The following is a 25,215-nucleotide window of genomic DNA, read 5'->3' on the forward strand; positions in this document are numbered from 1 at the left end:
TACGCTCGCATAGTCTAAGTATAGGGAATTGGGAACTTGTACGCTCGCGTAGCCGAAATATAGGGAATTGGAAAATTGTACGCTCGCGTAGCCGAAGTATAGGGAATTGGGAATTGGTACTAAAGAAAAAATAACAACTCCCAAATAATAACTCACAAATCACAACTAACTACACTGCTGATTTGAGATTAGGTCCTGATTTGCCCAGAAACAAGTTATTACTCCCGTTAATATCGCTGGAATTGTAGCGATGCCGATCGCCAAAGCAATTGATTTAATTTTTAAGGATATATTGGGCCTTTTTTGGGAACTACTCATAATTCATCGATCTCCTACAAAACTGCTTTCAAATCTAAGGCTGCTTCATTCAATTTTTGAGTGCCGACTTTAGTTTGACTGATACCGCAAGCGGTTTGGGCTGCCGCTTGATTGAGGGAGTTCATAGCTTGCACTACCTGTTCGATCGCGATCGCTTGCTGTTTGGCATTCAGAGAAATTTGCTGAGAGCTCAAAACCACATTGTTAATGGCATTGGCAACTCCTGCAAATGCCACTGCGGTTTCTGAGGCAATATTCACGCCCGATTCCACAGTTTTAGTTCCTTCGTCTGTCACCATTACCGTTGAGTTAATCGCCCTTTGAATATCAGCAACTAATAGATTAATTTGCGCTCCTGATTTTTTACTGCGATCGGCAAGTTTGCGAATTTCTGACGCCACCACGCCAAACCCCTTGCCATGTTCCCCCGCCCGCACGGCTTCCACAGCAGCATTGAGTGCTAACATATTAGTCTGATTTGCCAAATCGCTAACTACAGTTGAGATATTACCAATGTGATCTGTTTGTTCGCTCAACTCTATAATTTGTCCTTGGATATCCTGAACTTTAGTTTTGAGAGTGGCCATTGCTTCTAAAGTTTGTTCTACAGCTTTTGTGCCACCTCCAGCTAAATTCAAAGCTTGCATTGCTTGAACCACGGCTGTTTCTATCTGCTGTGAGGTAGCCCTGGAAGATGCTCCCAATTCGTCCATTGTTGTAGTAGTTTCATTTACTGAAGCTGCTTGCTGACTTGCCATGCGTTCCTGTTCTTCCACGGTGGCTGCAATCTCAGTGGAAGAAGTGGCGATCGAGCTAATTGCCCGATCGATAGTTTGGGCAATTCCTGACGAAATCAACCCAGCCATAATAGTACCTAACACCAATAAAAGTACGGAAGCAAATACCACAGCCCAGAGCAAGAAAACTAAAGATTCCTTCGTTTTTGCGGTGGCTTGCTTAATCGCATTGACTTCAATGTCGCGAAATTGCTTATTCACTTCCACAAATTCATTCACAAATTTTGTCTGTTTTCCGGTGTTAAATATAGCCACGGCTTCCGCCCTCTTATTTTGTTGTAAAAAAAACACCATTTGGTTAGAACTCTCATAATATTGGTTGCAGAGTTGTAGCATCTTCTCTAAACGTTCTTTTTGTTCAGGATCTTGGATCATTGACTCAACACTATTAGCCGACTGGCGCGCTAATTCTAAACCTGTTTGAAAATCATTTAAAAAGTCCGTGTTTTTATTATTAATTAAATAACCGCGCAACCCCCGTACCATTTGCTCGGCACCTGCAGACATATTATTTGTGTGTCTGATCACATTTTCGATCCTTTCTACTTCTTGAAAATTACTCAATACCTGATTAGTGGTTGTATAAACTAGCACGGGAAAACCCAAGTATATAGTTGCTGGCGCTACATATGCAAGCAGCATTCTCTTTCTAATATTGAATTTTATTAAGTTAGCAAACATATTTTTCTCCTTAATTTTAGTCCAATATGGCTTGAAAAGCGAGGGGATTTGGTATAGCGTATGTTGAAGGAAGAAGGAAGAAGCCGCTTCGGATCGCTTCCCTTTGACTACGCTCAGGGGAGGCGAAGCCGATCGCCATTCGGTTACGATCAGGGCGCGATCGGCCCCCTGAGCCTAGTCGAATGGCAAGTTAAAAAGAAGGAAGAAGCAATAAAATCAATGATTTGGGCCATAAACAACTTCCTCACCGTATTGGCGGTTGCTATATAGCAAGTCTAAATCATTTATGCAGATTGGTAGGGTTAGTGGCAAGAGTGCCTACCCCGATCCGCTTAAGCACGGGGGGAGTGGACATACCTTAATTTTACAACTCATTTAGACGCACTATAGAAGATAAAATCTGCTAGCATCGTCGTGGTAAAGTCGAGTCAAGTCGTCTCCATATGTATCTTCCATATATCAGCGCAATTTGCACCTTTTCGACTCACTGTCAATCGTTCAGTCTCAACCGTGAAACGTCAACAATCATCGCGATCGTGCAACCGAAATTGATATAATTGAGATAACTTGTTGATTCAAACCTCCTCATCAACAACAAGTCCTCCTTTGCTCAGGAGTTTGGGCAAGTTCAGAATAGCCATCATTTTTTCCCCGTAAAGAGCTGTCCCCCTTAGATATTCGCGGTTGGCAGAATACAGTGCAGTCGGAACAGCCGCAATTTCCGACACATTTAAGTATATAATATCTAATATTTCGTCAACAACTATACCAGTGACTAAATCCCCAACTTCAACAACGATCGCCTTAGAGAGATAATTGGCAGAGTCCGACATATTTAAAGACATATTTAAAACACTGCGAATATCAATTAGCGTCACAATTTCTCCCCGTAAATTTATATTTCCCACTATGCGATCTGGAGTGCAAGGAACAGGAGTTACTTGACCAATGTCAGTAAATTCGCGCACTAAATCTAAAGGAATACCCAAGTATTCGCCATTCAAAGCAAACACTGCCAAAGACATATTAAGTGCAGCACCATTTTCCCCCTCGCCTTGCCGCCTTAAATTATTAGCCCGCAATTTAAAAATTGCCTTTTCTTCCGGCGTAGCCTGCGGGCAAAAAACGTCCCGCTTGCTCAGAATTTTAGGAGTTTCGCCTAACCATTTTCCATTTATTTGCCACTTTAAATTTTTCGTCTCTGCCTCACCTGCTGTTTCTTCACTACCTGCACTGCTTGGAGAAAGAGGCCAGCTTTCCTCTGACTTTTTGGGAGAATATCTAATTAAGGAATCGAGATTCAGCAGCATGATAATATCCGCTTCGCAGCGGGCCAATCCCGCTACAAAATGATGAGAGGCTTCTGAATTATCTCGCCCGTAAGATAGCTGCGGAGTGATGGCATCTTCTGAGATTTCCTTAACTTCGCGAACTTGATTGACAATTATACCGAGTTTCGATTCTTGCCACTCTAGGACGATCGTACTATCTGTCACAGAATACTCTTGCCAAACGTATCCAAAACGAAGATTCAGATCCATCACGGGCAGAATTTCGCCCCGAAGGTCGATCGCCCCAACAATATCTTGAGGTGCTTCTGCAATTGCTGTCAACTCCGGCAGAAAGAAAATTTCCCGAACGTAACAGGCTTCTATACCGCAGAGAAAACCGTTCTGTTCAAAAATAAGATACGGTTTAGTTTCCATATTTTAGTGTACAGTTTCTTTACTGTATAATTTTAACAATTTTTTTTTAACATTCATCAGCACTTGATTAGCTGTCATTTTTCCCTGTGAATCTATGGGAGTATTTGGCGGTAGTGCTTTCAGGATTTCACAAGAGGAATTGTACATTTTAATAGCTCTTTTTACTTGACCTTCTTTATGGTATATATTCCCTAGTTCTATATAAGCTGAAACAAAAGAGGGACACATATAAATAGTCCTCTTTAATAAATTCTTTGCTGTTTCCAATTGCCCCTGTTCTTCAGCAATGTGAGCTTGTAAATAATCAGTAAATACTGAACCCGGATCGACTTTTCTAGCTCGATTGCAGTATTCTATTGCCTGAGAATAATTGCCGGAATTTGCCTGAACTTGAGCCATCAAATAATAAGCCTCAAAATTATGTCCCTGCAAGTCTATTGCCTCTTGTGCCTTGTTGAGCGCCTCAGCATAATTTTTATTCTTAAATGATTTTTTAGCCTCTAAAATTAGCATTTGAGGCGTTTTATTTTGAGTATTTTCTGCTATTATTTTTTCTGTAACTGAAACGGCATTGTTCGGCAAGCCCTCCTCCAGATAGGGAGAGGGCAGCATCTTCCCCAGCGGATTACTTATTTTTAATACGGGCGGCATCTCTATCTCTGTAAAATTGCTGTTAGTAGTAACACTAGGTGGCATCGTTTCCCATGTTAGCAACTCACCACTATCATCGCCCATAGTATCTGCTTTCGGGAATTCCCGAAATGCCGAGTTGGCTTCCCCTACCGTCGCAACCCTCGACTCTATTTGACCGCCTTCCTCCGGTACTGCATCCCGGCGCTGATAAACCACCGACTCCGGGAAAATCTTGGGTTCAAACTCGTTCATAATTTGACCGTAAACTTCAGCGTGACCGGTCATTAAATATCCTCCAGGTCTCAGGGTATTGGAAAATTTTTTCAGTACCAGTGAAATATACTTATGTTCAAAATACACAAAAACGTTTCTACACAAAATTAAGTCTATGTTATAAAGATTTTGGTAAATATTAGGAAACTCATCTGTGATTAAATTTACACAGCTAAAGTTGACACTTTGGCGCAATTCTAGATTAATTTCCCAATCATTTTCCCTCGGATGAAAATATTGCTTTTGTATCTGCGGTTCAACCAAGCGAAACGACCAATGACTGTAAACTCCCTGGGGCGCTTTTTTGATTACTTTTTCATTGATATCTGTACCTAAAATTAATATTTTCCATTGATCCCAATCGGGAATCAACTGTTTTAAAACAATAGCTAAAGAATAAGGTTCTTCACCGGTGGAGCACCCCGCACTCCAGATTCGCAGCGTCGGCTGCATTCCCAAGGTCTTGTGCAAGTTTCTTTTCTGCTCTATCAATTCAGGAAAAATTACTCTATTTAACAGAGAAAACTGTCCTTTATCTCGCATAAAATAACTTTCAATTGTTGTTAATAGCAATACTAATTCTGCCCATTCATTTTTACTTTCCAAAGTTGGGGCGGTTAAAAGTTTATAATATTTTTCGGGTTCTGCGATTTTTTTGGCTCTCATCCGAGTCAAAATTTTGTGAGACAAAGCCGAACGATCTTGCGACCGTATTCGCAAACCAATCTGAGTAGTAATTAAGTTAATAAATAGCTGAATTATTGAATCATTCATGTCAACTGAGGTAGATTCATTTAATAATTTGGGAAGTGGCAACTTTTACTGAGCTGGTGCTGAGTTTGTGCTGAGCATAGCTGCTAGCCTGCGGCTCGTCGGTTCGCGAAGCCGAAGGGAAGTGGGTAGCCGAACTATTGGGAATTGGGGAACTTGTAAGCTCGTGTAGTCGAAGTATTGGTAATTGGAAATTGGGGAATTTGGAATTATAAATTGAGAATTTAGCCGATCGCCTTAACAAGAACAGTATCACACAACATCATATCAGAAAGTGGTCAGCTACTTAAAGGAAAAAGGCAAAAGGTAAAAGACAGAAGCCAGGAAAAAATTCTGCCTTCTGCCTTCTACCTTCTGCCTTCACAGGCATCAACCTCCCACTTTAAGCTGGATATATCCGCAGGCGGCGATTGGGTTCTTCCCCAAAACTGTGGGATTTCAGGTGATAGTGTTCCACAAGTTCGTGCTGCATTTTGCGGACGTTGGGAGAACGGGGCAGGAGTTCCACCGGCTGTCCCTTCGGAATGACAATTTGCTCCACTGCTAAGCGCGTTTCTTCGAGAGCTTCGAGCTCGTCAGAAGAACCGCTGCGGGCGAATAAAGCGAGGTCGGCCACTTCCGGGGTACCTGGGTCATCCATGTCCAACAGGCGCCGCAAAGCTCTCGCTACGTGGGGAATAGTGGCGGCCTTAATTGTGTGCAGGGGAACTTGGCGAGTTTTGGCCAAGTGCCTCAATTTCGACTGGTTCCGAACGTTCGATCGCAAAGCCAAAACCACGTCAGCACTCTCAATATCCTTCGTCAGCAGCACCGGCAGATTCAGCGTCGAAATCACCTGTTCGAGCTGGTGTCGAGGTATGCCGTAAGGATAAACGTGGAGGGGCAAATCTTCGCCGTTAGGGCCGACATTATGGGAATAGCGTCCGGGGGTGGGTACTGGTTCGACGGACAGGGATTCTTCGAGCAGTTGCTCGAAATACCGAGTCTCAGAAACCGGCGCGCTTTTAGCAGCGAAGTTATCGCCTTGAGCGGGCATCGGCACCATTTTGCCAGCACTCCGCCACCCAGAGATCGGTGTGACGGGCCGGATTGCCGATACAGCAGCCGGGCCGCCGGAAGCTGGCATCCCCGGAAACCGGGCGGGGGGAGCGGCCGACTCGCGCTCGATAATTACTTCTCCACTCTCGCTGACGCTTCTGATTTGCTGGTTGGGTTCGCGTCCCCGCAGCAGAGTGTCGATCGAATCTGCAACTCGCTCGTGTATTACCCAGCGCTGGCGTTCCAGCATTTCGACGGCTATTTCAAAAGTTGGCGGTGATTTGCGCTCCAAAACCGTCTTTTGAGAACCGCGCCGTCTTGCTTCGTCATCTCCCAGCGTCACCGCTTGGATGCCCCCAATTAAATCGGCCAGAGTCGGGTTTTTCATCAAGTTTTCGAGCCGGTTCCCGTGGGCGGTACCGACCAACTGCACGCCCCTTTCGGCGATCGTCCGAGCCGCCAAAGCTTCGAGCTCCGTGCCGATTTCGTCAATCACGATCACTTCCGGCATATGGTTTTCCACTGCTTCGATCATGACTTGGTGCTGGAGTTCGGGGCGGGAAACTTGCATTCTGCGAGCTCTGCCGATCGCTGGGTGGGGAATATCTCCATCTCCGGCAATTTCGTTGGAGGTGTCGATGATTACCACCCGTTTTTCCAAGTCATCGGCGAGCACGCGGGCAATTTCCCGCAAAGCCGTGGTTTTGCCGACTCCGGGGCGGCCGAGCATCAAAATTGACTGACCGGTTTCCACTAAATCGCGGATAATGCCGATCGTCCCGAACACAGCGCGGCCCACCCTCAAAGTCAAGCCGATAATCTCGCCGCTGCGGTTGCGAAGGGCGCTAATTCGGTGCAGGGTTTGCTCGATACCGGCTCGGTTGTCGCCGCCGAAGTGGCCGACTCGCTCGATGCAATAGTTGATGTGTGCCTTGGTAATCGGCGTTTGGGAAAGAGGTTCGGCCAAGGATGGAAAACGAGCTTCTGGTTGGCGGCCCAAATCCATGACAATCTCAATGAGATTGTTGCGCTGCGGGTGCTGCTCTAAGGGCTGCCGGATCTCATCTGGCACGATGTCTAATAATCTGTTGAGGTCGTCTGTAATCTGCATTCGCCTCGATGTGTTCGGTGACTTTTTCAACTTTTTAGTCAGTTGTCAGTTGTCAGTTGTCAGTTGTCAGTTGTCAGTTGTCAGTTGTCAGTTGCCAGTTGTCAGTTGTCAGTTGTCAGTTGTTGTTGATATTAACGACTAACCACTAACTAATGACTAATGACTAATGACTAATGACTAATGACTAATGACTAATGACTAATGACTAATGACTAAATTTCTTTGAGCTGGGAAACTAGAGAACAAGCTAAACTCACGGCCTGTGAGAGAAGTTCTGGGACGGCTTCGAGCTGAGGTAGCCGAGATGTTTGAACTCCGGCTGCTGGCCGCGCGACTGCCACCGGAACGGCATAGGCTCGATCGGTCTGCATTGTTTCTAATTGTTCTAAAATTGGCGATAGCAAAACCCTGGCATAGCTGCCGTAAGCTACACCTGCAATGTATGGGACAGGGGGAACTGACAAATTTTTCCCGGCATCCTTCATCAGTCCCTCGGCTCTCAGCTTGCTGACAGTGTGAGCATTAGTGCCGCCTGCAAGTTGCACGTATCCCGGCAACTGGGCAGCCAAAACTTTTTGACCGAGTTTGACCGCGGCTCTAGTAGTTCCTGTTCCGATATCTCCGCTCATTGGCCTACCGTCCGTTTGCCAAATTAGGGGACAAGGAAGGGGGGAAATTATTTGATACAGTGTCCGCAAATAATCAATCAAACCGTCTCCATCGGGGCAACTAATTGCTATTACCTTGAGTTGAGCGACCCAGGGAGCTATGCTCGACCAAAGTCGCGCAAAATCTGCCTCTCTGCCTACTTGCGTGTGAATTTCTAGGGCATCCGCACCGGATTGCAAGATTAAAGGTGCGATCGCGGCGGGAGCAGACACGTAAGAACGAGTATAAATCAGTTGGCTCGGACAAATCGGCAGACAGCGACCGCAGCCATAGCATTGCTGGTCTATCACCCCGGAAAAACCACTGCCAGCACTCTGAAAAACTATTGCTTCGGCTGGACATATTTTTTCGCACGGCCGCCAGCAGTCCACCGGACAATCGGCTGGGTTGAATTCGGCTTTGCGAAAATGCGGGTCTTCCCCATCGTTTAAACTCACCATCAGCAACGGCAACCCTTTGCCGCCAAACCTGCGGTTTTGAGTTCTTGCCTGTAATTCGCTGGCCACTTGTAGGGCTTCTTTCGCTGCGGCGACGGCGGCGGGATCTGCCGCGACATCGATACAGTCAGCGCCTGCTAAGGTGTAAGCCAAGGTGAGATTCCGTACAGCCGGTAGGTGCTGAAAGCTCGCCCCACAGATCAGCTTGAACCAATGGCCATCTTTTAATGAGTTTAGGGGATGATAATGTTCTGTCACCCTTATATGTTAATCCTTTCAGCTAAAAATTACGAGGCAAAAATTTGTACTGAGTTTTCCGGCTCAGCCAGATACAAGTATCAAAACGCTACCGATAGGAGTGGGAATTGGGGGGTCAGCCCTAGATGTGGAGTATCGAGCATGACTTTTTTGGCAATCTAATTTTTTTAAGAGTTTTTGTTACGGGTACGATTTTTAATTTTTGGCTGAGGTTTTAATTGCAGGCAGACTTATAATAATATCATTTGTTAGCGGTGGGTGCAAGATAAAAACCGACTATTATTGCAGGATTGAGAGTTTTGGACTCGGAAAACTCGATTCGGAGCCATCTAGCGCTAACCAAAGCACCTGCGCGTATTGAGCGCACTCAAACCAAGGCAGAATGAAAGTTAAATAGCCGATCGCCACTGCTGATAAATCGGTATTTAGCGACACGATCGCGCATTTCAAGCAATATCCCCACAAAGCAACAGCAGCGATTAGTCCCAGAATGCCTGTAGAAATAGCAGTATCTAAAATCCAATTGTGAGCTTTATAACTCGGTATTTTTTCAGTGCGAACCTGTCCGTTTGGGGCAATATAATCATAAGAAAACTGACCTAAATTCACAATTTCAGGAACCTTATTGGGAGTGGCGACGAAAGGATATGCGATGCCAAATCCGTTAAAACCCCAGCCAAAGAGAGGTCGTTTTTGAATCCCGCGCACGGAAATTTCCCACAAGGGCGATCGGCTGGACATTACTTGTGCCAAAGATACTCGATTCCAGTCCAGAGGTTATCGTAAAAGTCATCGCACTAATTGCCAGCAAACCAATAAAAATACCCGGAATTAATTGTTTGTAATATTGCCGTCCCAATAAGTAAGATAGTGATATAATTAAAGATAAAACTGCTGTGCGAGTGTTGGCAAATAGCAAAGCGGGGAGAATGAGAAATAAAGCGAGAGTGGCAGTGCGATCGCTAATTAATTTCCGCTTCCAACCTACCGCACAAATAACGGCTGTCAAAGTCAATACTATAGCTGCGTGACCGCGATGGGAGAAAAGTGCGATCGGCTGCTGTCCTCGAAAAATCGTACTAGCCAAAACATCATTTGCGACCAACTGACCGTTCGTTGCTGTATAATCAATTTGCCAGTTGACAACTTGCGGAAAAACGCTAACAGCTACAACCGCACCTCCTATCAGCAAACCCCGTATTTGACAGCAAAACAATTCTGGATGCAGTTTTAACAGCAGCCTATTGGTGAGGCTAAAAATAGAAATTAACAGCCAGTACAGCCAGCCGTCTCCCATTTGGTCTTGTCCCCAAAAAGAACGCTCCGGGAAAGGACTGTTGAGGGTAGAAATCGCTCCCACCGTCAAAAACACTCCCCACAAAATCAGGCAGACTTTCCACTGCCGGGAAAAAGTTAAAAGTTTCCTTTCTTCCCATAAAAATGATAAATTTGAAAGCACAATCAGCAGGACAACAAAAACTTTAGGTTGCGTCCAAATTTCGCCGCGGCTGCCTCCCCAAGGGTTGATGAGAATGAGACTGAAAGCATATAGCAAAGTGTAAATATTTTTCATATGAAATATAGTTGTGTAATTGCGAGCTTTGTGTCAGTGCCAGCGAATCGAAGCAATCGCAGCATCTTCAGTTCATTCGATAGTGATTCCTGTAGGGGCGGGTTCACCAACAATATCTGCTAATAATTGACAATCTCAAAAACCCGCCCCTGTCTGGATATTAGGCTCATTCGATAGTGATTCCTGTAGGGGCGGGTTCACCAACAATACCGGCTAATAATTGACAATCTCAAAAACCCGCCCCTGTCTGGATATTAGGGTCTATAAAAATTAACCAGCCTGTCGCTTTTTCCGCAAAATATGCCGCATCCCAGCGAACCATAACACCATTCCCTTAGTCGCCACAATACTTCCAGGTTCCGGTACAGATTCCGCATCAATTGGCTTGGAAATTTGCCGCATCTTGAAACTTCCTTCCCGTTCCTTAAAAGCTAATTGAATTGGAAATGCTGTTTCTGCTGTCTCACCAAATAATGAATCAATCCCAGTGATTCTAAACTTGTCTACTGGATAACCCAACAAAGAAACAAAGTCTAATTTATCTCCCGGACTGAAATTACCGAGTATCGAATCTCCTACTGCAACAGTAAATTCCTGGTCATCGCCCGCAGGAAAATCGAGAATTTCAGTAAATAAAGTGTCTTCCAGAGATTGGAATTCAAAGCCGTAAGTAGTTGGAGGGTCAAACCAGCGGCAGCCGGGAACTTTGTTGAAGACTTGCCAGCCATTTTGGATAGAATTGGGAAGGATGGGGTTTTGCTGTGTCAGGCCGCGCATTTCTTTTCCGAATCCGCCGCCGCCGCTACTTGCTACGCTAAAATCTGGCGAGTCTTGTGGGTCGTAAACATCAACAAAAAGCTCGTAATTGCCTGTGTCTTGACCGCGAGCACCTCCACCAGCAGCACCGACATTGAGGTTGATATTGCCAGTGCTGCCCACAGTACCAGTTAGTGCGGAGGCAAAGCCATTTCCTACACGGCTACTGTCGTCGTCAAATCCTAGCTGAAAACCCGAGTCATTATCAGTGCTTAAGAATGTGTTGGGGTTGCAGCGATTGGATGGGAGGTCGTTGTTTGTCCAGGCTATATATTTTGAACCAGGGGTAAGGTCAGAGAGGTTAAAACGATCTAGTTCAAAACCGGAGGCGAGGCTGTCGGAAAACTTTTTAGAGGTTTGAGGACGAATTACTTCGTTTCTCCAACCCCATCTAATTCCGTTGTAAATGGTGACTTCTCTTGGCTCGGTTGCTGGCCGTAAAATCTCCTCAACTAGGTAGACTTCTGCGTCAAAGTAATTATTTCTTTGAGCTGCGAGTTCACCCGGAGAATAAGGTCTGTCTATAAAAAAGCTTTCGCCCGCCATACCAGTAGTATCGTAGTAAGGATCGTCGCTTCTAAATCCATTGTCAATGAAGGGAATATGGGGTATAAAACCATCAACGCCGTCGCCATAGTTTGCTCGTACCATTTGAATCCAGTGGAGTTGTTTACCTTCTTGTCCAGGTTGAGGATCGGTAGGTGCTGGATGGTACTTTAAATAAAAAGTAGCGCCCACTCCATTGCTTCGTGGATCTCGCTCTCCTGGGTTTTCAATACCGCACAGAACTTCATAACCGCAAGCGAGATAATTGACGATCTCAAAATTACCTCTTAATTCTTGTTGTGCAGTCTGAAAATTCCAACCCCCAATACCTTTTTCAGAGCTCAAAGCCCACAGATTAAGTGTTGCAGAAAATAGCCATGTTCCTCCTTGGGGGATAGGTTCTGTCCATAATGTTGTATCTACCTCCGTCACGCCTTCCATCGGGTTTTCTAAATCACCTATATTGTAGCGTGAAACTGGTCTCCAGTTTGAAGTAGCACCGGGTTTTGGAGGTATAATATTAAATGCAAAACTTGCCAGACCCGTCAGCATGACTGTCAAGGCAGACGTAAATCCAGCTAGCAAATATTGTCTTAAACGCATTTTTCGTAGCTCCTCTAACATTAATTTACCAAACAAAGCAATTTAAGTTTTTTGAAAACCGACTGAAATGGCAAGGATTATTTAACTTCGGTTCATAAATTTACTAGGTGTAAGTCCACAAAAGGCATCGCTATCCAACCAGTCCAGACTTTTTCTAATACCTGTTCTTTGATGTTAGTTGCTCTTGGTGCGCCAATGTGGTATCTAAGTCCAAGATGATATGTACCGGGCTTGAGGTCATAAAAATAATAGAAGCCTCCAGCTTGGTTGGGAATTGCGAGTAGAAGCTGATTCCAATGCCAGGAAAGCCTTCCATCTAAAACAAATAAGGCACTATCTCTTGGTGGAGCTAAGTAATAGTTTGGCCCTTTACCTACCCAGGTTCTCATGAGGTCGCTCCTCCATTTTATTTCTTTACCGTCGTCACCTATTAGTGTTAAGTCAAGGGAATCTAATTGCTGAAAGCGAAAAGCGGTTGATGTATTGTTAGTAGCCCGGATACCTAGCTTCACAGCAGTCCGAGCACCAGGCAGATTAGGAGGGATAATTAACACGGACTCCGGCATCTCTGTTTTGAACTGAATGCCATCCACTTCAATTGCACTACTATCAGTCGATAGGGGCATAACTAGGCGAAGATTCACAAAAGGGCTTGCCAACAGCCCCGATCCCGTTTCTTGTGCAGTTCTTGCTGCTTTGGTATCTGACTCGGAAACAGGTGTGGTATTGCAATCGGTATTCAAGACGAATCGGAGCTGATAGGTTTCTTCGGGGATTACCTCGAAATACCAGCAATTGTTATGGTCTATCGAACTTCGAGAATTGTCAGGAATAGTAGGAACTTTAAGTACAAGCAAGTTATTATCCCAATAAAGCAATGCGGTTAGAAAAATAATTCTTGGAAGTTCTGGTTTGATTTCCCACCAATCAAAATTTCTCGTCTCGTTGTGTTCGATCGCAGGGGCTAAGTTGGGTCTTAAACCAGCTAACCCGCTCGTTGCTTCTCGATCGAAAGGTCTGTTTGGGTGAGTGCTAGCTGCAAGACAATCAATATCTCGAAGTCTTTGTCTTGTTTGATTATCAGATGTCCAAACCTCTGGAATAAAGGTTTGGGATGGGTTGACGCGAAAAGAAGTTGAAGTGTTGTTGATAATACGCAGCGTCACTTGGATAGAAGTATGGGAGCCAAGCAGATTTTTGGGGATGGGAAAGACTAAGGTAGGATAAAACCTTGGACTTGGATTCGTGACTTCTATGAATATGCCGTTTGCTTCAACGGCATTGTTGTCAAAAGATTCTCTGCAGCCATCACCTTCACTAGATGTCATGTTTGTTATCCTCCTATTATGCTAATAGCTGCGATCGATCTCTAGCTTTTTGTAGTCGCAGCGATCGACCATTTTGTCCTACCATTTCTGGAATCAATGTAATGAATGTTGTTAGTGTTGGTAGACAACACTTGTGAGGTAACTTCTGTTCAGGATGAGACTATGCAGAATTTGACAAATGGTGTAATAACCCTACCAGTCCATAATCTTTCTAATAATGTTGGCTTTGTCCCTTCTTGGCCTCGATCGTTTATTCTATCAACCTCGTTTTCATTTCTGTAGATAAATCGAACATGATATTCTCCCGGATTGAGAATGTCAAAATTCCAATAGCCACCCGTGCCTTTGGCAATGCTAATTTTTAACTGGTGCACACGCTTAGACCAGATGAGCCTTGCATTTGGAAAGAAGGTAATGCTTTCTTCAGGCATAGCTAACAGAAAATATGACTCTTTAGGTTTTAGGCGTCTAATGCGAAGGAAAATGCTGGGTAGTAATTGACTGTCCGCACCCATAAGTTCTGGAGTTAATCTGCCATAGGAACTGAAACGAAACGGCATAGGTGTGTTGTTGGTAATGCGAATACCCAACTGCACAGGGATATCCATATTGCCATCGGGGCTGAGTGGTTCCACTGGAATACTGAACGTGCGCTGTGGCATTAAAGTTTCAAATTGGACACCATCCACTTCGATTACACTCTTCTCAAAAGATTCTCCTGATGTCATATTTGCTACCCTCTTTCTTCCAAAAAAGCTAGTTGAATAGGAAAAGCTGTTTCTACTATTGCGCCAACTAAATCATCAATGCCAGTAATTGTAAAGTAGTCAACTGGGTTCCCTTTGACTGTATATATGAGGACAAATCTATTAATCTTGTAACCGTAAAAATACCGAACTTTTTTAGACCAATTTTCCCTACTACTAGCAGTAGAACGGCTCTCCCGGATGCTTGGTGCAAAAAGTAGCGATAGATACAATCTACCGCAGTTTTTTACCATCTTGCCCTAGAATCTGTAACGTTGTATTTAACTATTAGAAGCGCAACGAGGATGCCGTTTTATTCGTAATCTGAAGAGCGAGTTTTACAGGAGTTGCAGCATTGGGCTTATTTGAGGGGATTGTCAAGACAGGCTCTGGCATGAAAATTTCAAGATGTTAGAACCCCGACTTCTCTAAGAAGTCGGGGTTCTGAGTATTTTGTTTTTTGAACTCCGTCTGCTGGTTACTTGCTCAGCCGCTTGTAAACAGTAGCCAAAGCATGGCTATCCCCCACATTTCCCGGAAACAAAACCACTGGTAAATTGGGAAACAGAGGATGATTAGCCTCGGTTTTCACCACCGAACAACCTGCGATAATTTGACCGATTTGCCTGACACTTTTGAGCGACAAACCTGTACTCAAAACATCATTAGAAGTAATGCCGCCCTTGCTAATCAAAAACCCGATATCCGCAGGCAGTCCCCGCACGATATCCATCAATAAAGCAGAAACCGCCTCTCCAAATTTTAACCGGACTTCGGTATTTTCAAATTCGAGTTCCTTGCGGCTGGTATAAATTACAGGCGTTTTGCCATCGGCATGAGAATTGCGGGCTTTTTCGATAATTTCATCGAGCAGTTGGGTGCGATACTCTGGTGAATCTTCTAACAAGTGAGATACATCTATTTCAATGCTAACTATATTGGGTTCTTTTAACAAGCGCTCCAATTGTTCAGTAGTTTTCTTAACGTGGGAACCAACTATTACTGCACCGGGTTTGCCATCCCTCACATATTTTGCCATTTCGTCGGCTGCTACTGGCTGCGGGCCGAGGTCAGCTAAGGATGTTAAAATACTCGCCGCGCTGCGGAATAAAAACTTTTTGCCTTGACTGACTGCATTGAGAATGTGTTTGGCAAATGTGTCTAAATCGCCTTGGCTTTGGCCGTCAACAACCGCACATTGGTTGTCTGTCATATCCATCAGTCGATCTAAACTTCCGTAGCGAATGTCTCCGAGTAAAATGCGATCGACTGCATCAGCAGGGATGCGACCTTTGGTTTTTTCTTCTACATAGTCTGGCAGGTAACTGTGACTGTAGCCGAAGACTGAATCTTTGGCAAATTCGGTTTCGTGTACTGGTGTCGGGACGCTGTTAACTATTAGGTAGTGCACGCTGTGGCGGGTAATTCGACCTCCTTCAAAAAAGGCGGGAATTAGAAAATGGGCGTCGAAGGGACCAAGTTCTTCAGCGATCGCGTCGGTTTCGATGGGATAGTGGCCGCGCAGGGTAGAATCGGAACGGCTAACTATTAGGAAGTCTTCGATTTTTTCGCTGGCGATCGCCCTTTTTAGATTTTGGCACACTTCGCGGGTGACGGAGGCTGCTTTTTCGGGAGTTAGCGATCGAGTATTTGTCAGTATGAAGAAAATCGGGCACTTGTCCCGCAGCCCCAAACGCAGGGTGTCTTCGTCCCAACGTGTCAGCAGCAAGCAACTGTGCACGGTTTGAGAACCTGTCGGATCGTCGTCGAGAACTATAATCTTGGGTTTGGCAGAAGACATACTGACCTGGTTGTTAACGTCACCTTTCCAAGATATCCTTACCTGTTACGTAATAGGTAAAAATTTACAATAATTATGATATTTTTTCAACAATTCTCCTAATTCATAATTTTAAAAATGTCTTTGAGTTCGAGTGGAACAGGCATCCTGCCTGTTGCGGTTCAGCAAGCTGCATATTGCTACTGCGTAAGAGGCGCACGCAGCCGTGCACGCTACTTACTTTTGCCATTTTTAAAATTAGCAGCGTTTCGCTCTTGCAACTTTTTCATTTCTGCTTGAACTCCCACGGCTACCTGCAAAGCTTCGTTGAGTAATCGTCCCGGCTGGCTCGATCTATCGCTAATTTGCAGGGCATTCAAAGTTCTCAAATTATTGGCAAACAATTCGGAGTTAGTAGCGACAAATTTTTTGTTTTCCCTGAGAATTCTTTCGGTTTTCAAAGCTCGAACTAAATCGTCTCTGATTAGCTGCAAGGCTTGAATGACTTTTGCCCGATCGCCGATTTTGACTCCCGCATTGCCAGCATCTTCTATCCGATCATTAATGGCGATCGCTTCGATTATACCATTATAGCGATCCACATCATCAAAAAGATTGATTAAATCTTTGTTTTGCCGACTGCACCGAATTTTCCACGCATCCTCAAGGATTAAACCGAGTATCGCAACCAAGTGGAGGGCGAACCACAACAAATAAGCTCTAGGAAATATCGCAACCAGCAGCCAACAACTGATTAGAAGCAAAACAATTAAACCGACAGTTTTCAAAGCTTCGCGGGCAAACTTAGTCGCTGTCGGCGGGCGGTATACGCGATCGGGCCCCGCGCCTGTGAGGTGCTTGAGCTCACCGACAGTAATTTCTAATCCCTGAATGTCAGCTCGCATAAATCTTCACAAATATTTCTTAATTATAAAGTTTTGTAGTAGAACAAGGGGCTCGTCTACAATAAACCTAACACTTTTTTCACCCAAAACTGCACTATGTCCGCACGTCCTATATACCTCGACAACCACGCCACAACCCCCGTAGATCCAAGGGTACTTGATGCGATGCTGCCGTATTTCACCGAACAATTCGGCAACGCAGCCAGCATCAACCACGTCTACGGCTGGGAAGCAGAAGCAGCAGTAAAACAGTCACGACAAATCATAGCAGAAGCGATCAATGCTTCTCCAGAAGAAATTGTTTTTACCAGTGGCGCCAGCGAAGCAAATAACTTAGCGATCAAAGGCATCGCCGAAGCTTATTTCAGTAAAGGAAAGCACATTATCACAGTAAAAACCGAACATAATGCAATTCTAGACCCCTGTACCTATTTGCAAAAATTGGGGTTTGACATTACTGTTTTACCAGTGAAAAGCGACGGGCTGATTGATATAGGCGATTTGATCAAAGCGATTCGCGCCGAGACAATTTTAGTTTCAGTGATGACGGCAAATAATGAGATTGGCGTCATCCAGCCGATCGCAGAAATTGCAGCAATTTGTCGGGGAAATGACATTCTTTTTCACACAGATGCGGCACAGGCGATCGGCAAAATTCCCCTCGACGTAGAGGAGATGAATATCGATCTAATGTCCTTGACAGCCCACAAAATCTACGGGCCAAAAGGCATCGGTGCTCTCTACGTGCGCCGCAACAAACCGAGAGTGCAGCTAGCGCCGCAAATGCACGGAGGAGGCCACGAAAGGGGAATGCGATCGGGAACTCTCTACCCACCGCAAATAGTTGGGTTTGCCAAAGCAGTAGAATTGGCAATTGCGGAAATGGAGTCGGAAACAGAACGAGTGGTTAATTTGCGGCAGCGTTTGTGGGAAAACTTGAGTGAATTGGGCGATGTTTTTCTCAACGGTCATGCTACTAAGAGATTGCCGGGGAATCTCAATATTAGTGTAGCCGGGGTTGACGGTCAAGCGTTGATGTTGGGTTTGCAACCGGCGGCGGCAGTTTCTTCGGGATCTGCTTGCACTTCGGCGAAAATATCTCCATCTCATGTTTTAGCAGCGATCGGGCGATCGGACAAATTAGCTTATGCTTCAATTCGGTTCGGTATTGGCCGGTTCAATACCGAAGCAGAAATAGATGCAGTTTCCCAACACGCGATCGCAACTATTCAATCTCTCCGACAAGCTCAAAAAGTAATGAGTTAGAAAGTTGACAGTTGACAGTTGACAGTTGACAGTTGACAGTTGACAGTAATCTGTAGGGTGCGTCGCTATGAGATACTAAATGAAACTTTCAGATTCAAGCGTGGCGACGCACCTTACCATTTGAGATTGGACTGTTCAATATCGTAGATGAGTTAAATTATATAACACCAGATCCCCGACTTCTGCAACCGTTTCCCAGACTTAACATCAAAGCTAATGCTAGAAGTCGGGGATCTACTAAGGATCGCGAATTAAATAATTTACACTCTTGAAAGTGGGGAGTAGGGGTTGGGCTTATAGCCCGCCCTTTCTGGACGGGCGGGACGCCCATCCCACAAGAACCATCACGCATTGTAAGTTATTTAATTCTCATTCCTAAGCTGTTCGGCATTTAAAAGACGATAGTAGGGTGCGTCATTACAGAAGTGTTTCCCGCATAAGCGCGTAAGAGTTCACTCCTGACGCACCATACAAGCCTCGTTACTGGTTTAAATGCTCCACAGCTTAACACCAATCCTTTACTTAGAACCAAACACCTCGCGCACCCGATAAATAGGTTTTCCCTGCGACTCGTGATAAGTCCGCATCATCACTTCCGCCAGCAAACCAAAACAAAATAACTGCACGCCAGTTAACAGCAAAACCACAGCCAAAATCAGCAAAGGGCGGTTCCCAATAATTTGACCAAAACCCAATTTTAAGACTGTCAAATAAATCCCTAAAACCGTTCCCAACGTCATAGAACTCAGTCCCAAAAGTCCAAAAACGTGCATCGGTCGAGTCAGAAACTTTTTCATAAAAGAAATAGTTAACAAATCCATCAACACGCGAAAAGTCCGCCAAATCCCGTACTTACTTTGACCGAAACGGCGGGCGTGATGTCGCACCGGAAGTTCTGCAATTCTCGCCCCTTCAATAAACGCCAAAGCAGGCAAAAAGCGGTGCAATTCCCCGTACAGATTCAAGTCTGCTACCAACTCGGATTTATAAGCTTTCAAAGAACAGCCGTAGTCATGCAAAGTTACGCCTGTAACGCGACCAATTAACCAGTTCGCAATTTTAGAAGGAATCAACCGACTAATAGTATTATCCTGCCTATTTTTCCGCCAGCCGCTAACTAAATCGTAGCCTTCATCTAACTTGGCCAACAATAGCGGAATATCAGCCGGATCATTTTGCAAATCGCCGTCTAGGGTAACAATAGCACGGCCGCGAGCGCGATCGAAACCTGCCGACATGGCAGCAGTTTGCCCGTAATTGCGGCGCAAAATTACAGCACAAAGGTCATCGCGAGTGCTGGCTAACTGCTGGAGAAGTGCACCCGAACCGTCCTTAGAACCGTCATCTACACAAATAATTTGATAGCTGAGTCCAGATGGTTGGATAGAAGAGGCGATCGCCTCAATCAAATGAGGCAAACTTTCCACCTCATTATACACCGGCACCACCACCGAAACGTCGAGAACAACCTCAGCCTCAGCTTGCTGTCTCGCCAATTTTTCCAAAAATAATGCAGCGTCCATTTGTTTGTTAGATAACATCAGTAATCATTAGTCATTAGTCATTAGTCATTAGTCATTAGTCATTAGTTAACAGTCATTAGTTAACAGTTAACAGTCAACAGTCAACAGTTAACAGTCAACAGTCAACAGTCAACAGTCAACAGTCAACAACTAATTAGGTTGATAACTTGCCACAACTTTACCATATCCCCGCAATTGCTGGTAATAAGCTTGACTGACTAGATCGCCCTCCTCCGACAAAACATCGATACCGATACCGTTGCGACCTTGTGCTTGTCCCGAACTGTGAATGTAGCGATTATCTCCGAGATACAATCCTACGTGAGTGGCTTTTTCTGGCGTACCAAAAAATACTAAATCCCCCGGTTCTAAAGCACTGATACTAATAGGTTTAGTAAAAGCTTCCTGCTGATAAGCATCCCTCGGCAACCAGATGCCGGCAGCCACAAAAGCAGCTTGCATCAAGCCCGAACAATCATAATTTGGCCCGACTGTACCGCCCCAAAGATAATAATTGGATTGGTTCATAGCCTCGCGAGCGAAAGTAATTACTATTGGTAATTTTTCCTTGATTTGGGCCTCAGAAAGCACCAGAGGATGATACACTGTTTCTGCCACATCGAGCAACTCAACATCTCGAATATCCAGCCATCCCGGATAATCATCTTCGCACAGCCGCACCATCACAGCCGTTGTATCCAAGTTTACATCGCTCTGTCTTAGGGGGAGTTCGACGACGCGCAAATGCCGCCCCAGGGCTGCTTGAGTTGCCAATCGATCGCACTTTGGGGAATCGTAAATATTTATGTGCGATCGCGCCCGGTACTCCTGAACATCAGATAATTGATAATTGGCCATTGCTAATTGCTCATTGTTTGCTGTTAATTGTTCGCATTTATTGTTCGCATTTAACGATAGATTGCCATTAGCTGCTAGCCGTTAACCGTTAACCGTCAGCCATTAACCATGACATTTTTTCACAAAGACGAACAATTAGAAAACCTCGGCAGTAGCATTATAAGCTCCGCATTGTCAGAATTTACAGGATTAAGTGGCGATCGTACAGCCATTACCTGGATAGTCTACGATCCGCCGGTGCGAGTCAATACAGGCGGTGCCCTGAGTCCAGAAGAATTTTGGAAATATCAACCGCGAGGTTTTAGCGCCAGAGCTTCCGAACGAATTTATCCAGCCAGCATCGTCAAATTATTCTACCTCGTTGCCATCTGGGAATGGGCGCAAAAAGGCATGATTCAAACATCGCCAGAATTAGAACGCGCCGTCCGAGATATGATAGTTGATTCCAGCAACGACGCCACCAGTTTAGTAGTAGACGCCCTCACCGGCACCACCAGCGGCCCAGAATTATCACCAGGCCCCTTTGAAAGTTGGAAACAGCAGCGAAACATCGTCAACCGTTACTTTCAATCATTGGATTGGCCAGAATTACAAAATATTAACGCCAATCAAAAAACCTGGTGTGACGGCCCCTACGGTCGCGAGCGAGCATTTGTGGGAGAATTAATGGAAAATAGAAATATGCTGACCACAAATGCAGCGGCGCGTTTGCTGCACAGTATAATCGGCGGCGTAGCTGTTTCTGCCAAAGCATCGCAAGAAATGATGGGTTTAATGAAACGCAGTTTAGATCCAGCAGAATTAGAAGCAGATCCTGAAAATCAAGTTACAGGTTTTTTAGGTGGCGGATTGCCAGAATCAGCAAAATTGTGGTCAAAAGCGGGACTGACAAGTCAAGTGCGTCACGATGCTGCTTATATTGAAATATCGGGTTTGCGGCCGTATTTGTTGGTTGTATTTACCGAGGGGAAAGAGAATAGCAAGAATGAAGAAATTTTACCTTTTATCTCGCGGCAAGTTGTCGAAGCGATGAAAGCACTTAATTAGACTTAGGGCAAATTGAAAATTATACACGCAGATTCCCGACTTCTGAAAAAAGTTGGGACTCTAACAGCGTCAACTGTCAACCCTAACTTTTTAATTGAACTTGCTCCATCATTCGTTGATCTTGTTGGCTGTGAAAACGATGAGTTGAGGAAAGTAATTCTTCTTTGGTAACTGGCGTTCTTCTTAGGGTATCTAAAGGAACTAGAAACTCACATTTTTGAATTTTGATTTCCAGTGCATCAATTACAAATCTTACATCCAAAAAACTGGCATCTTCGTAGTCATTATCTTCATAACGTTTAATTTGTTCTTCTTTCAGTCCAGCTAAATCTGCCAATTCTTTTTGGATTAGCTTAGCCATTTGTAACAAGTTAAGCCTGTATGGCAGTTGTCAAAGGGATTTCAGAAGAGGCATCAAATAAAAATTGATTCAGGCCTCGCTGTCGATCGGGGAAAGGTGCAACAATTAACTTAACATTGGGCTTTCGTTGAGATTTAACAATACCTAAATCTTGGTTTTCGGGCGCGGCGAAATACTCGATCAAGTCAGTGGCCTTACCTTTTTGATGAGCTACATAAAAATGGTAAAGACCCCGGTAAATCATTTCTAATGAAATCGAATCTATTGGTAAAGAGAGTTGGTCAGCAACGGCATCACCTAAATCAACCAAGAGTGCATAAAATATCCAAGTCCCCCAAATTTGAAGCTGGATGCCGTTGAGAGAACCTGTCCACAAATAACTTAATCCCAAAAGCCTTTTTACGGTATTAAAAGCATCTTCAATCCTCCAGCGCCTGCGATATAAATCTGCGACTACGTAGGGAGGTAATACATGAGGATCTAGTACGCTTGTCAAATAAGAATGCCAAATTTTACCGGAACGAACTTCAATCAAACGTAAGGTAATAAATGGAGTTTTTGAAGTTCCTGAGCCTAGCCGTATCCGACTATCTCGGAGTTCATAACTCTTGGTAAATACTTGCTGTATTTTAATTGCTGCTCCTTTTTTTAACAATACTCCGGACAGTTTTTAAAGAGGGATACGATCGCTTTTGCAGCAGAGAAGTGAAAAAAGTGAGTGCAATCTGAACCCAAAATCAACAGAAAAAAAGGCACTCTTTTCGGTTAAGCTATAAAAACACACAAGCTCAACAGATTGCCTTAGGAAAATCATGGAATCCATCTTACAACAAATGCCAGGGATTAGTCAACCCCAAAAGAAGTTTTTAATCACTTTATTCTCAACTATCTTGCTGGCTTATGGCAAGGTCAACTTCACAAATCTCAGTCGTTATAGTTGTTTGAGCGAAAAAACCTACCGTCGTCACTTTCTCAAAAGCTTTAATTTTCCACAATTTAATCAATATTTCCACGGAACTTGCTTTAAATCCTGAACACACAGTCATTGCTGTTATTGATTGTTCTTTTTTAAGAAAAAGTGGCAAAAAAACTGACGGCAAGGCTTATTTTTATAATGGTGTAGCTGGTAAATCGGAACAGGGATTGGAAATTTCTGTGATTTCTATTGTCGAAATTGAGACTCGTTTATCTTATAGCTTAAGCGTGCAACAAACTCCATCACGTCCTCAAATAAAGCCAGGGAAAAAACTGCCACAAAAACCGAAGAATAGCTGGTCAAAAAAATCTCGCAAAAAACAGGAGTCTCAAAGCTCAACGCCTGACATCACAAGAGTTGATGATTATGCAAAACATCTCAAGAATACTCGTTGTTCCTTCCCAACTTCTGTACGTCCAAATGGTCGCTGATGGCTATTATTATCGCTCTAAATTCTGGGATGCTGTGGGGGAGTTGAATTTAGACTTTATTGGCAAGCTAAGAGTTGATGCTAACCTACGCTATCTCTATACAGGTGAACAAAATAAACTGGGAGCACCTCGCAAATATGATGGTAAGGTTGACTGCCAATATCTGAGTCGTCTTAAGTTTGTTAAACAAATAAAACCGGGAGTTTCATTATATACATTAGTAGTGTGGAGTTGTTGTTTAAATTGCCAAATTAGCTTGGCTTGTATTTCTGAGGTTCAAGCCAATGGGAAAATCAAAAATACTTTATTATTTAGCACTGATATTCATCTACCACCTGAGCAAATTGTTGAATATTATCAGGCTCGTTTTCAAATCGAATTTATTTTTCGTGATGCTAAACAATTTACGGGATTGTCAGATTGTCAAGCTCGTCATTTACCACGGCTTGATTTTCATTTTAATGCCAGTCTGATTGCCTTAAATCTAGCCAAATATGAACTCTCTAGTTGTCATTCATCTGCCAAATCTTTTGTGTTTTCAATCTGTTCTTATAAACGTCTGAAATTCAATAAGCATCTACTTTCTACCTTTATTGATAAGTTAGATTTAGACCCGGATTTGATTTTAAATCACCCTAACCTTCCTTCAGTCTTGTCTTATGGTACTCTGGCTGCTTAAAAACTGTCCGAACTATTGTTTTAAACGAGTAATTAAGTGGATATCTCGTTCAATTAATTTGAGCCAAAAGCTAAAATGATAAAATCCTCTATCCAGTAAGAGTAAGGTTTGAGTTGGCACTAATTGCAGAATATTTTCTTCAAGCTTAACATCAGAAGCTCGCTTAGTTTTCCAGAAACCAAATATCGATAGGGAGCCTGGTCATTAAATCTATAACTGTTGCCATTTTTCCTGCCAACTGCCCTTTTGGTATATCTTCCAAGCTTTTGAGCTTGCAAAACAATGCTTCGAGCGTTGAACTATCTATTATCCAAATGCTCGAAAATTTAGTCAAGGCAAATTGAATGCTTTCTGGTAGGGGTCGTTGGTTTCTCTTGGACCAAGCAGTTCTTAAACTTGGTAATAAATTTTTAAAAACTCCTTCAAATAAAGTGGCAGGAAAACTTAAAAACCTTTGAGACATTGCTTGTTGACTAACTGTCGTAGGTCGGCACCACAAAAAACCTTCTCTTGCCAGCATTCTTGTGAGTTCTGTCACTCCAGCTACGTCTCGCCACAGCAAGGTTAATACTGCTGCTACCATCAACGGTAAGTTGACAATTCTCCCTCGTAAACCAGGGTAAGAGCATCTCAATTAGGCTTGACACAAGGACTCAGAAGAATCTAATGTAGGGTCAAGAAAACAAGAAAAGAGAACTTGAATCATATAATCGTTATCCATAGCAGTGCGTTTCATTTTTTGTCGGAGACTGCGTTTGTAAGTCAGTTCTCGATTAAGGGCATTGAGAGCAATGCGTCGTAAAAGAGCAAAATTCCGAGGACTGTGGAAAGAGCGAATGCGGCAAGCATCCTCAGCAAATGTACAGTCAAGAGTCCAATGAGCCTGGTTTTCAATACCCCAATGTTGTTGAATAGCCCGACCAATAAGTTGAGCATCACTGTGTAAAGAAGACCAATAAAACTGAACCTCACGGGTAGTTTTGTTCCAGAGATGACGGACTCGTACAACCAGGGTAAACGCATCTAAATTAAGTCCTGCAAATCTATAGAAGCTGACGAAAAAACAGGTTGCTCGTTCAAAATGG

The 25,215-nt window shown here is 44.0% G+C and carries 22 protein-coding genes and 2 pseudogenes; 4 read left to right on the top strand and 20 right to left on the bottom strand.

Annotated features, from left to right (window positions below; genetic code table 11):
* Window positions 1-332: 332 nt before the first annotated feature.
* On the bottom strand, window positions 333-1,796 hold the full coding sequence (locus tag QUB35_RS22180) for a methyl-accepting chemotaxis protein (protein ID WP_333143890.1): 1,464 nt from the start codon (window positions 1,794-1,796) through the stop codon (window positions 333-335).
* A 60-nt stretch (window positions 1,797-1,856) separates the two neighbouring features.
* Between QUB35_RS22180 and QUB35_RS22185 the strand changes: the two genes are divergently transcribed.
* Window positions 1,857-2,066: a hypothetical protein gene (locus QUB35_RS22185; protein WP_333143891.1), complete on the top strand. Its 210-nt coding sequence runs from the start codon at window positions 1,857-1,859 to the stop codon at window positions 2,064-2,066.
* 305 nt (window positions 2,067-2,371) lie between these two features.
* On the opposite strand, the gene QUB35_RS22190 is transcribed toward QUB35_RS22185, so the two are convergent.
* The 12 genes from QUB35_RS22190 to QUB35_RS22245 all read right to left on the bottom strand — a co-directional run bounded on the left by QUB35_RS22190 (window position 2,372) and on the right by QUB35_RS22245 (window position 16,989).
* Entirely contained in the window at window positions 2,372-3,502 is a 1,131-nt protein-coding gene (locus QUB35_RS22190) for a chemotaxis protein CheW (RefSeq protein ID WP_333143892.1), read from the bottom strand.
* 3 nt (window positions 3,503-3,505) lie between these two features.
* On the bottom strand, window positions 3,506-5,074 hold the full coding sequence (locus QUB35_RS22195) for a CheR family methyltransferase (protein ID WP_333143893.1): 1,569 nt from the start codon (window positions 5,072-5,074) through the stop codon (window positions 3,506-3,508).
* Window positions 5,075-5,561: 487 nt separating this feature from the next.
* Window positions 5,562-7,328: a R3H domain-containing nucleic acid-binding protein gene (locus QUB35_RS22200; RefSeq protein ID WP_333143894.1), complete on the bottom strand. Its 1,767-nt coding sequence runs from the start codon at window positions 7,326-7,328 to the stop codon at window positions 5,562-5,564.
* Window positions 7,329-7,540: 212 nt separating this feature from the next.
* Complete coding sequence (gene ldpA / locus QUB35_RS22205; RefSeq protein ID WP_333143895.1) at window positions 7,541-8,692, bottom strand: circadian clock protein LdpA; 1,152 nt, start codon at window positions 8,690-8,692, stop codon at window positions 7,541-7,543.
* 279 nt (window positions 8,693-8,971) lie between these two features.
* Window positions 8,972-9,445: an O-antigen ligase family protein gene (locus QUB35_RS22210; RefSeq protein WP_333143896.1), complete on the bottom strand. Its 474-nt coding sequence runs from the start codon at window positions 9,443-9,445 to the stop codon at window positions 8,972-8,974.
* Window positions 9,357-10,265, bottom strand: coding sequence for a hypothetical protein (locus tag QUB35_RS22215; RefSeq protein ID WP_333143897.1), 909 nt, complete (start codon window positions 10,263-10,265; stop codon window positions 9,357-9,359). Before QUB35_RS22215 ends, QUB35_RS22210 begins: the two co-directional genes overlap by 89 nt.
* 270 nt (window positions 10,266-10,535) lie before the next feature.
* A complete protein-coding gene (locus QUB35_RS22220) occupies window positions 10,536-12,230 on the bottom strand; it encodes a hypothetical protein (protein ID WP_333143898.1) in 1,695 nt (564 codons plus the stop codon).
* 92 nt (window positions 12,231-12,322) lie between these two features.
* Complete coding sequence (locus QUB35_RS22225) at window positions 12,323-13,558, bottom strand: hypothetical protein (protein WP_333143899.1); 1,236 nt, start codon at window positions 13,556-13,558, stop codon at window positions 12,323-12,325.
* A gap of 149 nt (window positions 13,559-13,707) precedes the next feature.
* Window positions 13,708-14,286, bottom strand: a complete 579-nt coding sequence (locus QUB35_RS22230) for a hypothetical protein (RefSeq protein ID WP_333143900.1) — start codon at window positions 14,284-14,286, stop codon at window positions 13,708-13,710.
* Window positions 14,287-14,291: 5 nt separating this feature from the next.
* Window positions 14,292-14,558, bottom strand: a complete 267-nt coding sequence (locus tag QUB35_RS22235; RefSeq protein ID WP_333143901.1) for a hypothetical protein — start codon at window positions 14,556-14,558, stop codon at window positions 14,292-14,294.
* Between the two features lie 224 nt (window positions 14,559-14,782).
* A complete protein-coding gene (locus QUB35_RS22240; RefSeq protein WP_333143902.1) occupies window positions 14,783-16,105 on the bottom strand; it encodes a four-carbon acid sugar kinase family protein in 1,323 nt (440 codons plus the stop codon).
* A 212-nt stretch (window positions 16,106-16,317) separates the two neighbouring features.
* Complete coding sequence (locus QUB35_RS22245; RefSeq protein WP_333143903.1) at window positions 16,318-16,989, bottom strand: hypothetical protein; 672 nt, start codon at window positions 16,987-16,989, stop codon at window positions 16,318-16,320.
* A gap of 96 nt (window positions 16,990-17,085) precedes the next feature.
* Here QUB35_RS22245 and QUB35_RS22250 point away from each other — a divergent pair, with 96 nt between their 5' ends.
* Complete coding sequence (locus tag QUB35_RS22250) at window positions 17,086-18,255, top strand: IscS subfamily cysteine desulfurase (protein ID WP_333143904.1); 1,170 nt, start codon at window positions 17,086-17,088, stop codon at window positions 18,253-18,255.
* 518 nt (window positions 18,256-18,773) lie between these two features.
* On the opposite strand, the gene QUB35_RS22255 is transcribed toward QUB35_RS22250, so the two are convergent.
* Window positions 18,774-19,778 carry a glycosyltransferase family 2 protein gene (locus tag QUB35_RS22255; RefSeq protein ID WP_333143905.1) on the bottom strand — a complete coding sequence of 335 codons (1,005 nt, stop codon included), beginning with the start codon at window positions 19,776-19,778 and terminating at the stop codon, window positions 18,774-18,776.
* Between the two features lie 150 nt (window positions 19,779-19,928).
* Window positions 19,929-20,636, bottom strand: coding sequence for a C40 family peptidase (locus tag QUB35_RS22260; protein WP_333143907.1), 708 nt, complete (start codon window positions 20,634-20,636; stop codon window positions 19,929-19,931).
* Between the two features lie 108 nt (window positions 20,637-20,744).
* On the opposite strand from QUB35_RS22260, the gene QUB35_RS22265 reads away from it, so the two are divergent.
* The gene (locus QUB35_RS22265) at window positions 20,745-21,683 is read left to right on the top strand and encodes a serine hydrolase (protein WP_333143908.1); all 939 of its coding nucleotides are present in this window, start codon (window positions 20,745-20,747) and stop codon (window positions 21,681-21,683) included.
* Window positions 21,684-21,765: 82 nt separating this feature from the next.
* On the opposite strand, the gene QUB35_RS22270 is transcribed toward QUB35_RS22265, so the two are convergent.
* From QUB35_RS22270 to QUB35_RS22280, 3 genes and pseudogenes are all read right to left on the bottom strand, one after another.
* Window positions 21,766-22,044 carry a hypothetical protein gene (locus QUB35_RS22270; RefSeq protein WP_333143909.1) on the bottom strand — a complete coding sequence of 93 codons (279 nt, stop codon included), beginning with the start codon at window positions 22,042-22,044 and terminating at the stop codon, window positions 21,766-21,768.
* 10 nt (window positions 22,045-22,054) lie between these two features.
* Window positions 22,055-22,696: pseudogene (locus QUB35_RS22275) on the bottom strand (transposase); the annotation flags it as partial.
* Window positions 22,697-22,925: 229 nt separating this feature from the next.
* The gene (locus QUB35_RS22280; protein WP_333143911.1) at window positions 22,926-23,090 is read right to left on the bottom strand and encodes a hypothetical protein; all 165 of its coding nucleotides are present in this window, start codon (window positions 23,088-23,090) and stop codon (window positions 22,926-22,928) included.
* Between the two features lie 296 nt (window positions 23,091-23,386).
* On the opposite strand from QUB35_RS22280, the gene QUB35_RS22285 reads away from it, so the two are divergent.
* Complete coding sequence (locus QUB35_RS22285; RefSeq protein WP_333143912.1) at window positions 23,387-24,130, top strand: transposase; 744 nt, start codon at window positions 23,387-23,389, stop codon at window positions 24,128-24,130.
* 15 nt (window positions 24,131-24,145) lie between these two features.
* Here QUB35_RS22285 and QUB35_RS22290 read toward each other — a convergent pair.
* A pseudogene (locus QUB35_RS22290) lies at window positions 24,146-24,746 on the bottom strand (IS4 family transposase); the annotation flags it as partial.
* A gap of 18 nt (window positions 24,747-24,764) precedes the next feature.
* On the bottom strand, window positions 24,765-25,215 hold a 451-nt coding region (locus QUB35_RS22295), incomplete at its 5' end, for an ISAs1 family transposase (protein WP_333143913.1).

It is taken from the genome of Microcoleus sp. B13-B6, assembly GCF_036705405.1.
Taxonomy (GTDB): Bacteria; Cyanobacteriota; Cyanobacteriia; order Cyanobacteriales; family Microcoleaceae; genus Microcoleus.